This is a genomic window from Leucobacter ruminantium (genome assembly GCF_017565705.1).
GTDB lineage: Bacteria > Actinomycetota > Actinomycetes > Actinomycetales > Microbacteriaceae > Leucobacter > Leucobacter ruminantium.
This window is the reverse complement of the sequence record NZ_JAGDYL010000006.1, coordinates 77,664-89,969: the sequence shown is the minus strand read 5'-3', so window position 1 is coordinate 89,969 and position 12,306 is coordinate 77,664. Positions and strand designations below refer to the sequence as shown.

The 12,306-nt window shown below is 70.1% G+C and carries 13 protein-coding genes; 1 reads left to right on the top strand and 12 read right to left on the bottom strand.

Going from position 1 to position 12,306, the window contains the following annotated elements:
• Positions 1–25 precede the first annotated feature (25 nt).
• The 11 genes from pyrF to efp all read right to left on the bottom strand — a co-directional run bounded on the left by pyrF (position 26) and on the right by efp (position 11,175).
• On the bottom strand, positions 26–892 hold the full coding sequence (gene pyrF / locus J4H91_RS04950) for an orotidine-5'-phosphate decarboxylase (protein ID WP_208045154.1): 867 nt from the start codon (positions 890–892) through the stop codon (positions 26–28).
• Positions 892–4,185, bottom strand: coding sequence for a carbamoyl-phosphate synthase large subunit (gene carB, locus J4H91_RS04945; RefSeq protein ID WP_208045153.1), 3,294 nt, complete (start codon positions 4,183–4,185; stop codon positions 892–894). Before carB ends, pyrF begins: the two co-directional genes overlap by 1 nt.
• Positions 4,185–5,435 carry a glutamine-hydrolyzing carbamoyl-phosphate synthase small subunit gene (carA, locus tag J4H91_RS04940; protein ID WP_243752644.1) on the bottom strand — a complete coding sequence of 417 codons (1,251 nt, stop codon included), beginning with the start codon at positions 5,433–5,435 and terminating at the stop codon, positions 4,185–4,187. Before carA ends, carB begins: the two co-directional genes overlap by 1 nt.
• The gene (locus J4H91_RS04935) at positions 5,432–5,959 is read right to left on the bottom strand and encodes a PH-like domain-containing protein (RefSeq protein WP_208045152.1); all 528 of its coding nucleotides are present in this window, start codon (positions 5,957–5,959) and stop codon (positions 5,432–5,434) included. The genes carA and J4H91_RS04935 overlap by 4 nt, the downstream gene beginning before the upstream one ends.
• Positions 5,956–7,344 carry a dihydroorotase gene (locus tag J4H91_RS04930; RefSeq protein ID WP_243752643.1) on the bottom strand — a complete coding sequence of 463 codons (1,389 nt, stop codon included), beginning with the start codon at positions 7,342–7,344 and terminating at the stop codon, positions 5,956–5,958. The genes J4H91_RS04935 and J4H91_RS04930 overlap by 4 nt, the downstream gene beginning before the upstream one ends.
• A complete protein-coding gene (locus tag J4H91_RS04925) occupies positions 7,341–8,297 on the bottom strand; it encodes an aspartate carbamoyltransferase catalytic subunit (protein WP_208045151.1) in 957 nt (318 codons plus the stop codon). Before J4H91_RS04925 ends, J4H91_RS04930 begins: the two co-directional genes overlap by 4 nt.
• The gene (gene pyrR, locus J4H91_RS04920) at positions 8,294–8,842 is read right to left on the bottom strand and encodes a bifunctional pyr operon transcriptional regulator/uracil phosphoribosyltransferase PyrR (protein ID WP_208045150.1); all 549 of its coding nucleotides are present in this window, start codon (positions 8,840–8,842) and stop codon (positions 8,294–8,296) included. The genes J4H91_RS04925 and pyrR overlap by 4 nt, the downstream gene beginning before the upstream one ends.
• Before the next feature lie 122 nt (positions 8,843–8,964).
• A complete protein-coding gene (locus J4H91_RS04915; protein ID WP_208045149.1) occupies positions 8,965–9,420 on the bottom strand; it encodes a DUF3817 domain-containing protein in 456 nt (151 codons plus the stop codon).
• Positions 9,421–9,499: 79 nt separating this feature from the next.
• Complete coding sequence (locus tag J4H91_RS04910; protein ID WP_208045148.1) at positions 9,500–10,105, bottom strand: 1-acyl-sn-glycerol-3-phosphate acyltransferase; 606 nt, start codon at positions 10,103–10,105, stop codon at positions 9,500–9,502.
• An 85-nt stretch (positions 10,106–10,190) separates the two neighbouring features.
• Positions 10,191–10,607 (bottom strand): transcription antitermination factor NusB, encoded by a 417-nt coding sequence (gene nusB, locus J4H91_RS04905; RefSeq protein WP_208045147.1) that lies wholly within the window; start codon positions 10,605–10,607, stop codon positions 10,191–10,193.
• Positions 10,608–10,611: 4 nt separating this feature from the next.
• On the bottom strand, positions 10,612–11,175 hold the full coding sequence (gene efp / locus J4H91_RS04900; protein WP_208045146.1) for an elongation factor P: 564 nt from the start codon (positions 11,173–11,175) through the stop codon (positions 10,612–10,614).
• Positions 11,176–11,313: 138 nt separating this feature from the next.
• On the opposite strand from efp, the gene J4H91_RS04895 reads away from it, so the two are divergent.
• Positions 11,314–11,919 carry a thioesterase family protein gene (locus J4H91_RS04895; protein ID WP_208045145.1) on the top strand — a complete coding sequence of 202 codons (606 nt, stop codon included), beginning with the start codon at positions 11,314–11,316 and terminating at the stop codon, positions 11,917–11,919.
• Here J4H91_RS04895 and msrB read toward each other — a convergent pair.
• Positions 11,900–12,304: a peptide-methionine (R)-S-oxide reductase MsrB gene (gene msrB / locus J4H91_RS04890; protein ID WP_208045144.1), complete on the bottom strand. Its 405-nt coding sequence runs from the start codon at positions 12,302–12,304 to the stop codon at positions 11,900–11,902. The two genes, J4H91_RS04895 and msrB, sit on opposite strands and share 20 nt — an antisense overlap.
• Positions 12,305–12,306: the final 2 nt, after the last annotated feature.

Here is a 12,306-nt window from a genome sequence, read left to right as displayed (position 1 = left end):
CTCTCCCCTTTCTCAGGGATCCAGCCTAGGCGCCACCGGCGAGCGCCGCAGCGATCGCATCGGCGCGGCCTCGGACGCGGGCGGACAGGCCTTCGGCGCCGCCCGCGAGGATGCTGCGGGACTCGTTGGCGAGCAGGGCGTGGCCGATACCGCCGAAGAGGCGCCCGGCGTCCTCGATCCGCGCTCCCTGATGGCCGAAGCCGGGGGCCAGCACGGGCAGGGCGGGACCGAGGCCGCGCTCGGCGGTGTCGATGCCGAAGGCCCCGAGGTCGAGCGTTGCGCCGAGCACGACGCCGATCGACCCGACCGCGGCACCGGGTGCGTGCTCTGCGTTCCAGTGCATCGCGTCGTCGACCATCGCCGAGGCGAGGGTGCGGCCGTCGGAGCGACGCGCGAGCTGCACGTCGCGCGCCTCCGGATTCGAGGTCGCCGCCAGCACGAAGAGGCCCTTGCCGTGCTCGCGCACGTGAGGGAAGGCGCCCGAGAGGGTGTCGAAGCCCATGTAGGCGGCGACCGTCATGGCGTCGGCCTCGAGCGGCGACCCCGGCGAGAGCCATGCGTCGGCATAGGCGGCGAAGGTGGAGCCGATGTCGCCCCGCTTCACGTCGGCGACGACGAGCAGCCCCGCGTCGCGCGCGTCGGCGAGCACCCGTTCGAGCGCTGCGAAGCCGCGCGATCCGAAGCGCTCGAAGAAGGAGATCTGCGGCTTCACGCACGCGGCGAGGCCCGCGGCTGCGGCCACGACCTCGCGCCCCATGCGCTCGGCCCCGGCCGCGTCGTCGTCGAGCCCCCACTCCGCGAGCAGCGGGGCGTGCGGGTCGATGCCGGCGCACAGGTGCCGGCCCGCGGCGAACTCCGCCGCGAGCCGGTCCCCGAAGGAGGCGGTTCCCATCAGGAGGCCGCCGCGCGGGCGCCGTCGCGATCCGCCTGGTACTCCTGCAGCGACTTCACCTCGAAGCCGCTCTTCTGCGCGGAGATCGCGCCGACCGCGGCTGACAGCTCCGAGACGGTCGTGAAGATCGGCTTGTCCGCGGCGACGGCCGCGGCACGGATCTCGTAGCCGTCGGCGCGGGCCGAGGAGCCCGAGGGCGTGTTGATGATCATGTCGATCTCGCCGCGGTTGATGAGGTCGACGATCGTGTCGCCCTCGGCGTGCGCCGAGTGCTTGCGCGCGACCTCCGAGGAGATGCCGTTGCGGGCGAGCACGACCTGGGTGCCCTGCGTCGCGAGGATGCGGTAGCCGAGCTCCTGCAGGCGCAGCGCCGGCAGCACGACGGCGCGCTTGTCGCGGTCCGCCACCGACAGGAACACGGTGCCGGAGGTGGGCAGCTCGCTGCCCGCGGCCGACTGGCTCTTCGCGAACGCGGTCGGGAAGTCGCGGTCCATGCCCATGACCTCGCCCGTCGAGCGCATCTCGGGGCCGAGCAGCGAGTCGACGACGAGCCCCTCGTGCGTGCGGAAGCGCTTGAAGGGCAGCACGGCCTCCTTGACCGCGATCGGCGCGTCGATCGGCGCGCGCGAGCCGTCGCGCTCGGGCAGGAAGCCGGAGTCGATCAGCTGCTGGATCGTCTCGCCCGCCATGATGCGGGAGGCGGCCTTCGCGAGAGGGATCCCGAGCGCCTTCGACACGAACGGCACCGTGCGCGAGGCGCGAGGGTTGGCCTCGAGCACGTAGAGCACGCCCTGGCCGATCGCGAACTGCACGTTGAGCAGGCCGCGCACGCCGATCCCCTCTGCGATGCCGAGCGTCGCCTCGCGCACCTGAGCGATCTGATCGTGGCCGAGCGTCACGGGCGGCAGGGTGCAGCTCGAGTCGCCCGAGTGCACGCCGGCCTCCTCGATGTGCTCCATGACGCCGCCCACGTACAGCTGCTCGCCGTCGTAGAGGGCGTCGACATCGATCTCGATCGCGTCGTCGAGGAAGCGGTCGACGAGCAGCGGGTGACCGGGGCCGACGAGGGCGTGGCCCTCGATGCGCTCGAAGTAGCCGCGCAGCGAGGCGGTGTCGTAGACGATCTCCATGCCGCGACCGCCGAGCACGAAGGAGGGGCGCACGAGCACCGGATACCCGATCTCCTCGGCGACGCGGATCGCACCCTCCTCGTCGATCGCGGTGCCGTTGCGAGGCGCGAGCAGTCCCGCGCGCTCGAGGATGCGGGCGAAGGCGCCGCGCTCCTCGGCGAGGTCGATGGCCTCGGGGGTGGTGCCGAGGATCGGCACGCCCGCGTCCTTGAGCGGCTGCGCGAGGCCGAGGGCGGTCTGCCCGCCGAGCTGCACGACGACGCCCAGCAGCTCGCCCGACGCCTGCTCGGCGTGGATGACTTCGAGCACGTCCTCGAGCGTGAGCGGCTCGAAGTAGAGGCGATCGCTCGTGTCGTAGTCGGTGGAGACCGTCTCGGGGTTGCAGTTGATCATGATCGTCTCGTAGCCCGCGTCGCTCAGCGCGAAGGAGGCGTGCACGCACGAGTAGTCGAACTCGACGCCCTGGCCGATGCGGTTGGGGCCCGAGCCCAGGATCACGACCTTCTTGCGGTCGCTCGCCGCGACCTCGGTCTCGAGGTCGTAGGACGAGTAGTGATAGGGCGTGAGCGCCGGGAACTCGCCCGCGCAGGTGTCGACGGTCTTGTAGACGGGGCGCAGGCCGAGGCCGTGGCGCAGGCCGCGGATCTCGCTCTCGCTGACCCCGCGGATCGCGGCGATCTGCGCGTCGGAGAAGCCGTGATCCTTCGCCTCGCGCAGCACATCGAGCGTGAGCTGCGGAGCGGCCTTGACCGTCTCGGCGACCTCGTTGATGAGCTGGATCTGGTCGAGGAACCAGGGATCGATCGCGGTCGACTCGAAGACCTGCTCGATGGTCGCACCGAGGCGCAGCGCCTGCTGCACGTCGACGATGCGGCCGTCGGTGGGGCGCTTGATGGACTCGAGCAGCTCCTCGACCGTGCGGTCCTGCGGTCCCCAGTGGAACGAAGTGCCGCGCTTCTCGAGCGAGCGCAGCGACTTCTGCAGCGCCGTGGTGAAGTTGCGGCCGATCGCCATCGCCTCGCCCACCGACTTCATGGTGGTGGTGAGGGTGTCGTCGGCGGCCGGGAACTTCTCGAACGCGAAGCGGGGCGCCTTCACCACGACGTAGTCGATGGTGGGCTCGAAGCTCGCGGGGGTCTTCTGCGTGATGTCGTTCGGGATCTCGTCGAGGCGGTAGCCGAGCGCCAGCTTGGCGGCGATCTTCGCGATCGGGAAGCCGGTGGCCTTCGAAGCGAGCGCCGAGGAGCGGGAGACGCGGGGGTTCATCTCGATGACGATGATGCGGCCGGTCTTCGGGTCGACGGCGTACTGGATGTTGCAGCCGCCCGTGTCGACGCCGACGCGTCGGATGATGTCGATGCCGATGTCGCGCAGCTTCTGGAACTCGCGGTCGGTCAGGGTGAGCGCGGGCGCCACCGTGATCGAGTCGCCCGTGTGCACGCCCACGGCGTCGACGTTCTCGATCGAGCAGACGACCACCGTGTTGTCGGCGGTGTCGCGCATGAGCTCGAGCTCGTACTCCTTCCAGCCCAGGATCGACTCCTCGAGCAGCACCTCGCTGGTCGGGCTGTAGTGCAGGCCGTCACCGGCGATGCGGACGAGGTCCTCCTCGGTGTAGGCGAAGCCCGAGCCGAGGCCGCCCATCGTGAAGGAGGGGCGCACGACGAGCGGGTAGCCGAGATCCTTCGCGAACTCCTTCGCCTCGTCCAGCGTGTGCGCGATGTGGGAGCGGGCCACGTCGGCACCCGACTCGATCACGAGATCCTTGAAGATCTGGCGGTCCTCGCCGCGGCGGATCGCGTCGACCTTCGCGCCGATGAGCTCGACGCCGTGCTTGTCGAGGATGCCCTGCTCGTGCAGCGCCATGGCCGCGTTGAGCGCGGTCTGGCCTCCGAGGGTGGGCAGGATCGCGTCGGGCCGCTCCTTGACGATGATCGACTCGATCACCTCGGGGGTGATCGGCTCGACGTAGGTCGCGTCGGCGAAGTCGGGGTCGGTCATGATCGTGGCCGGGTTCGAGTTGACGAGGATGACGCGCACGCCCTCCTCGCGCAGCACGCGGCAGGCCTGGGTGCCCGAGTAGTCGAACTCGCAGGCCTGACCGATGACGATCGGGCCCGAGCCGATGACGAGGACGGAGTTGATGTCTGAACGCTTGGGCATTAGTGGGTCTCCTTTGCGTCGTTCATCTCGACAGGCTCGATGAACGGAGCGCCGCTGGTCGAGCTCGTCGAGACCGAGGTGCGGTCCTTCACGAGCTGGCGGAAACGATCGAAGAGGTAGAAGGCGTCGTGCGGGCCGGCCGCGGCCTCCGGGTGGTACTGCACCGAGAACGCGGGGATATCGAGGCACTCGAGCCCCTCGACCACCTGGTCGTTGAGGCTGTAGTGGCTCACCTGCACGCGGCCGAAGCCCTCGGGCGCCTCGAGCTCGCCCTCGATGGGCGCGTCGACCGCGAAGCCGTGGTTCTGCGCGGTGATCTCGACGCGACCGGTGCGCTTGTCGAGCACGGGCTGGTTGATGCCGCGGTGGCCGAAGGGCAGCTTGTAGGTGCCGAAGCCGAGGGCGCGGCCGAGCAGCTGGTTGCCGAAGCAGATGCCGAAGTAGGGCAGCCCGTCGCGCAGCAGCTCGCGCAGCACGAGCACCTGCGCCTCGGAGGCGGCGGGATCGCCGGGCCCGTTCGAGTAGAACAGCGCGTCGGGCGCGATCTCGCGGATCTCCTCGACCGTGGTGGAGGCGGGCAGCACGATCACGTCGAAGCCGTGCTCCGAGAGGTACTGCACGGTCGCGCGCTTGATCCCGAGGTCGAGCACGGCGATCGAGCCGACGCGCTCCGATCCCTCGGCGGCCGGGACATCGTAGCGCTCCTGCGTGGAGACCTCGGCGGAGAGGTTGCGGCCCGCCATCTCGGCCTGACCGCGCACGAGCTCGAGCTGCTCGGCCTCCGAGAGCTGCAGATCCTCACCGGAGAACACCCCCGCCCGCATGGCGCCCGCCGAGCGGATGTGGCGGGTGATGGCCCGAGTGTCGACGCCCGAGATGCCCACGACCCCGTCGTTCACCAGGTCCTCGTCGAGCGAGCGCTCGGCGCGGAAGTTCGAGACGCGGCGGGCGGGATCCCTCACGACGAAACCCGACACCCAGATCTTGCGCGACTCCATGTCGGTGTCGTTGGCGCCCGTGTTGCCGATGTGGGGCGCGGTCATGAGCACGATCTGCCCCGCGTAGGAGGGATCGGTGAGGGTCTCCTGGTAGCCCGTCATACCGGTCGAGAACACGACCTCGCCGAGTGTGCGGCCGGTGGCGCCGTAGGCGCGGCCGGTGTAGCGCGAGCCGTCCTCGAGCACGAGCACCGCGGCGCCGTCGGGCACCGCCGTCGCGGGCGGAGCGGTGATTTCAGTTGTGGTGGTCATTTCGCGCCCTCCTGAGACGTCGAAGGTGTGAGTGAGATGCTGTCGATCGCCTCGGCGAACGCCGCCTGCTCGGCGGGATCCGCGAGGCGGAAGGATGATTCGACGACGCGGTCGCCCGCGCGCCAGCGCAGCAGCGAGAGGCCGTCGCGCTCGACCGCCTTGCCGACGCGGCCGCTCGCGGTGCCGGTGCCCCGGATGTCGGCGGCAGGAATGAACACCGGCCGCTCCCCCGTCACCGCGATGGTCGCGCCGCCCCTGCTCACGGTCAGCTCGGCGTATCCCCGGTACCGGAGGCCGGGGATCGCGAGTCGCTCGAACGGCGAATCGGCTGGCGTGGTCGAGACGTAGCTCACGCGGGGGAAGCTCGCGATCGGGGCGTCGTCGCGCGGGGTCGCTCCGCGCGATCCGACGCCGGGCATGATGTCCGCGTCGCGTCGCGCCCTGGCGCGCCAGGCCAGCCACATGCCCGCCAGCGCCAGCACGCCGACGGCGGCGAAGATCAGCGCGATCTGGGAGGCGCTCATCGGGCCCCGCCCGCCGCGGCCGCGACCGTCTCGGGGCTCACCACGTCGCCGCCGTCGAGCGTGAGGTAGCCGCGGCGCACGGTATAGGCCACCCTTCCGGGCAGCTCCATGCCGAGGAACGGCGAGTTCACGCTCTGGCCGCGCAGACGGTCGAGGTCGAAGACGCTGGATCCCGAGGGATCCACGAGCGCGATATCGGCGGGCTGCCCGACCTCGAGCGAGGCGGGGTGGCCCTCCAGCCGCCCGATCTCGGCGGGCTTCTGCGAGAGCAGCGTCTCGATCTCGGCCCAGCTGGCGTGGCCCTCGTTCACGAGCGTGAGCTGCGCGATCGGAAGCGCGGATTCGAGACCGACCATGCCGAACGCCGCGACGTCCCACTCGCACTCCTTGGCCTCGACCGGGTGCGGGGCGTGGTCGGTGGCGACGATGTCGATGACGCCGTCGGCGACCGCCTGCCGCAGGGCGCGCACGTCCTCGTCGCGGCGCAGGGGCGGATTCACCTTGTAGCGCGCGTCGTAGCTGCGGGCGAGCTCCTCGGTGAGGATGAGGTGGTGCGGGGTGACCTCTGCGGTCACCTGCACGCCGCGGGCCTTCGCCCAGCGGATCACCTCGACCGACCCGGCGGTCGAGAGGTGGCAGATGTGCAGGCGCGCACCGATGTGCTCGGCCAGCAGCACGTCGCGGGCGATGATCGACTCCTCGGCCACGGCGGGCCAGCCCTTGAGACCGAGCTCGCTCGACAGGGATCCCTCGTTCATCTGCGCACCCTCGGTGAGGCGGGGATCCTGCGCGTGCTGCGCGATGACGCCGTCGAAGGTCTTCACGTACTCGAGCGCACGGCGCATGAGCAGCGGGTCGTGCACGCACTTGCCGTCGTCGGAGAACACCCGCACCTGCGCGCGCGACTGGGCCATGGCACCGATCTCGCTGAGCCGTTCGCCCGCGAGATCCTCGGTGACGGCGCCGATGGGGCGCACCGTGGCGTAGCCGGCGGCGTCGCCGAGCGACTGCACCTGCTCGACCACGCCGGCGGTGTCCTGCACCGGCATCGTGTTGGCCATCGCGAACACGCTCGTGAAACCGCCGGCCGCGGCCGCGCGGGTGCCGGTGAGCACCGTCTCCGACTGCTCGAAGCCGGGCTCGCGCAGGTGGGTGTGGAGATCGACGAGGCCGGTCAGCGCGATGAGGCCGTCGGCCTCGATCACGCGCTCCCCCTCGCGCGGGGCGAGGTCGCCGCCGCGCTCCACGATCCGCCCGCCGGAGATGCGGAGGTCGACGGGGGCCGCGGAGCGGGGGTCGGCGCCGCGCTCGGTGAGCTCGGCCGCGATGCGGGCACCGCGGATCAGGATGTCGGGGTTGACTGCGTTCTCGACCGTTTCGCTCATGCGCTCGCCTCTCGTTCGCCGGACAGAAGAAGGTACAGGGCGGCCATGCGCACCGAGACGCCGTTCGCGACCTGCTCGAGCACGGTCGAGCGATCCGAGTCGGCGGCGCGGGACGAGATCTCGAGGCCGCGGTTCATGGGGCCGGGGTGCATGACGATGGTCTCGTCGCCGAGCCGGCCGAGACGCGCGTCGTCGAGTCCCCAGTTGCGGGCGTACTCGCGCTCGTTCGGGAAGAACGCGGCGTGCATGCGCTCGGTCTGGATGCGGAGCAGCATCACGACCTCGGGGCGCTCCTCGCGCAGCGCGGCGTCGAGGGAGTGGTGGATCTTCACCGGCCAGTCGCGTGCGCCGTAGGGCAGCAGCGTCTCGGGGGCGACGAAGCTGACGTGCGCGCCGAGCGCGTTCAGCAGCCACAGGTTCGAGCGGGCGACGCGCGAGTGGGCGACGTCGCCGACGATCACCACGGAGACGCCGTCGAGATCGCGGCCCCGGCTCGCATCGCCGAACAGCCGGCGGCGCATCGTGAAGGCGTCGAGCAGGGCCTGCGTCGGATGCTCGTGCGTGCCGTCGCCGGCATTGAGCACTCCGGCATCGATCCAGCCGCTGCGCGCGAGCCGGTCGGGTGCGCCGGATGCGGGGTGGCGGATCACGACGCCGTCGGCGCCGATGGCCTGCAGCGTCTGCGCGGTGTCCTTGAGCGACTCGCCCTTCGACACCGAGGACCCCTTGGCGCTGAAGTTGATGACATCGGCCGAGAGGCGTTTGGCCGCCGCCTCGAACGAGATGCGGGTGCGCGTCGAATCCTCGTAGAACAGGTTCACGACGGTCTTGCCGCGCAGCGCTGGCAGCTTCTTCATCTCGCGCTGCTGCGCCGCCGCCATGTCCTCGGCCGTGTCGAGGATCAGGATCGCGTCGTCGCGGCTCAGCGTGCGCGTGTCGAGCAGGTGCCTCATGCGTGCTCCTCCGATCCCTCGCTGATGCTCACCGCGTCGACCCCGTCGAACTCCACGAGACTCACGGAGATGCGCTCGTGCTTCGCGCTCGGCAGGTTCTTGCCGATGTAGTCGGCGCGGATCGGCAGTTCGCGGTGGCCGCGGTCGATGAGCGCCGCGAGTCGCACAGCCTTCGGGCGGCCGTGGTCGTTCAGCGCGTCGAGCGCGGCGCGCACGGTGCGGCCCGAGTAGAGCACGTCGTCCACGAGCACCACGGTGGCGCCGTCGACGCCCGCGACGGGCATGTCGGTGGGCTGCGGCGCCCGCGTCGGGTGCTTCGCGAGATCGTCGCGGTACATCGTGACGTCGAGCTGGTAGGCGGGAACCCCGACACCCTCGATGCGGGAGATGTTCGCGGCGATGCGCCTAGCGAGCAGCGTGCCGCGCGTCGGAATGCCGACGAGTACGAGGCCTGCGACACCCTTGTTCGCTTCGATGATTTCGTGCGAGATTCGAGTCAGCGCCCGCGAGATCTCAGCGCCTTCCAGCACTGTTCGCGTACCCATATTCGAGCCCCCCTTCTGCGCCTCACGGGACGCCAGTTAAAGAAAAGCTGCAACTTCTCCAGCTTAGCGCACGGCGCGGTACGCCCGCGCGGTTGCCGCGCCGCAGCATCACGGAGCGAGGCTCAGCCGCGCGGCACGGGAGGGCCGAGCTGCAGCAGCACGACGAATGCGACGGTGACGAGCGCGACGAGGATCGCGACCGACCACCAGGGGTTGCGCAGGATCCAGGCCTGCACGTGCTCGACGAACCCGCGCGGGGTCTCGCCGCCGGGCGCGAGCCGCCAGGGGCCGGCGAGCAGGCCGCGCCGATCGGTCATCAGTTCGAACGGCACGGTGGCGAAAGGGATCACCGCGCAGGCGAGGCCGAGGATCCCTCGCCCTGCGCTCCAACGCTGATTCACCCACACGAACACCGTCGACACGCAGTAGCAGAGGAACACGAAGCCGTGGATGCCACCCGCGACGGGCACCGCGGCCGCCGTCACCCCCGCGCCGCGCAGGACGAGGGCCGTGATGAGCCCCGCCCAGGTGACGACCTCTGCGAAGGCGAACAGGCGGAAGAGCTGGCGGGGAGACATCCTGCCAGCGTAGCGCGGCATCGCATCGGGGCACCTGGGGATCCCTCGCCCGTGACGGCCGCCGCTACTCTCGCCGCCCCTACTCCCCCGCGAGCTGACGGGTCAGCGCCGCCTCGTCGCTCAGCCGGGGCTCGGTGCGATACTCGGGGCGCACGCCGGTCTTCGACGCGTAGAAGGCCCGCACGCGGTCCATGTCGGCCTCGACGTCGCCGGTGAGTCGGATCGTCTCGCCGAGCCCGGCCGTCTTGGTCGAGCCGTCGGCGTAGCCGAGGGTGACGGGTAACTCGGCCGCCATCGCGATCCGGTAGAAGCCGCTGCGCCAGCCGTTGCCTTTCCGCGTTTCCTCCGGGGTCACCACCAGCAGGAAGCGATCAGTCTCGCGTGCCCTCGCGACGACCGCTTCGACGACGCCCGCGGCATTCGAGCGGTCGACGGGGATACCGCCGATCGCGCGCATGACCGGCCCCGCGATCCCTCGGAACAGCTCGCGCTTGCCGAGCCAGTGGATGCGCATGCGCGCGTCCCAGGCGATGCCGAGCATCAGCACGAAGTCGAAGTTGGAGGTGTGCGGTGCCCCGATCAGCAGCCTCGGGCCGGCGACGGGCTCGGCCTCCCGCACGAGGCGCCACGACGAGAGTCGCCAGAAGGCGCGGGCGATGGCCGCGCGTATCGAGTCCCAGAGCATGGCCTCAGCGTAGAGCATGGGTGCACGCCGAAGGCCCCGCCCTCCTCGGAGGAAGACGGGGCCTTCGGCGGCAGGGCTGAAGCCGCTACGCCTTCGCGTGGTCGGCGATGCGGCCGAGCACGCCGTTCACGAAGCGGCCGGAGTCGTCGGTGGAGTACTCCTTGGCGAGTTCCACGGCCTCGTCGATCGCAACGGCCGTGGGCACCTCGTCGTTGAAGAGGATCTCCCATGACGCGAGGCGCAGCAACGCCCGGTCGACATTGGGCATACGGTCGAGGGTCCAGCCCTGCGCATAGCTCATGATGAGCTCGTCGATCTCGTCGCGGTGGTCGGAGACCCCGTCGACGATCTCGCGCGCGTAGAGCCAGGAGGCGGCGCGATCCGGCTCGCCGACGGCGCGCTTCGCCTCGGCGGCGACGACCGCGGGCAGCGCTTCGCCGCGCACGTCCGCCTGGAAGAGCATGTCAAGGGCGCGCTTGCGCGCCTTCGTGCGTGCCGACAACGGTTCAGTCGTTCACGCGGCCGAGGTAGTCGCCCGTGCGGGTGTCGACCTTGACCTTCGTGCCGGTCTCGAGGAACAGCGGGACCTGGATCTCAGCGCCGGTCTCGACGGTGGCGGGCTTGGTGCCGCCGGTCGAGCGGTCGCCCTGCAGACCGGGCTCGGTGTAGGTGACCTCGAGCACCACCGAGGCGGGCAGCTCGAGGTAGAGGGGCTCCCCCTCGTGGAGGGCGATCTGCACGTCCTGGTTCTCGAGCATGAACTTCGCGGAATCGCCGACGACGGTGCCCGAGACGGTCAGCTGGTCGTAGTCGCTCTTGTCCATGAAGACGAAGTCGGCGCCGTCCTGGTAGAGGTACTGGTAGTCGCGGCGATCGACGTTCGCGGTCTCGATCTTGGCGCCCGCGTTGTAGGTCTTGTCGATGATCTTGCCCGAGACGACGTTCTTCTGCTTGGTGCGCACGAACGCACCGCCCTTGCCCGGCTTGACGTGCTGGAACTCGACCACGCTCCAGAGCTGACCGTTCTCCTTGATCACGGTGCCGTTCTTGATGTCGTTCGAGGTTGCCATGCGGGTGTTCTCCAAGGGTTCTGTGATGTTCGAGCGAATGATCGCAACGATCAATCCTACACCGGCGTCGCCGGGCACGCCCTGAAGGGACCCGACAAAGCGAGCCGTCATCGACGGGGATCCCTCTAGGCTCGCACCATGCACATGATCTTCCGCACCCTCTGGCACCTGTGGTTCGTGGGCCCCCGCGGCCGTCGCCTCGGCTTCGGCGATGTCTCTCGATCGCGCTTCCGCGTCTGGCCGACCGACCTCGACGTGCTGCGCCACATGAACAACGGGAAATACCTGTCGGTGATGGACGTGGCTCGTTTCGACCTGATCCAGCGCAACGGCGTGCTGCCGCTGTTCAAGCGGGAGGGGTGGTACCCGGTGGTCGTGGGGCAGACCATCTCCTACCGCAAGTCGCTCAACCCGTGGATGCGGTTCTGGATCGAATCGCGGATCCTCGGCTTCGACGAGCAGGCGGTCTACATCGAGCAGCGCTTCGTGCGGCCCGACGCGCAGCGCCGCCCCGAGATCTACGCACGAGCGATCGTGCGGGGTCGCATTCTGCGGCGCAGCGGCGGCACGGTGCCGGTCTCCGAGATCATCGAGAAGAGCGGCGCCGATCCCGAGCAGTTGCGCGTGCCCGAAGAGGTGCTCGCGTGGGGTCGTTCCACGCGGCTCCCCGCGACGCGGGCCGAGGCCCCCAGCATCTGGGAGGGTGAGGGATCCGCGCAGCGCGCTACTCGGCCTCGGGCGTGAAGTTCAGAGAGAGCGAGTTCATGCAGTAGCGCTGGCCGGTCGGCGTGCCGAAGCCGTCGGGGAACACGTGACCCAGGTGACCGCCGCAGCGGGCGCAGCGCACCTCGGTGCGCTCCATGCCGAGCGAGTGATCCTCGAGCAGCTCGACGGCGTCGGGATCCACCGCGTCGTAGAAGCTCGGCCAGCCGCAGTGCGAATCGAACTTGGTGCCGCTCTTGAACAGCTCCGCCCCGCAGCCCGCACAGGTGTAGAAGCCCGCGCGCTCCTCGTCGAGCAACTCACCCGTCCAGGCGCGCTCGGTCGCGGCCTGGCGCAGCACCGCGTACTGCTCCTCGCCGAGCTCGCGACGCCATTCTTCTTCGGTCTTCTCGACTTCGTATGCCATGG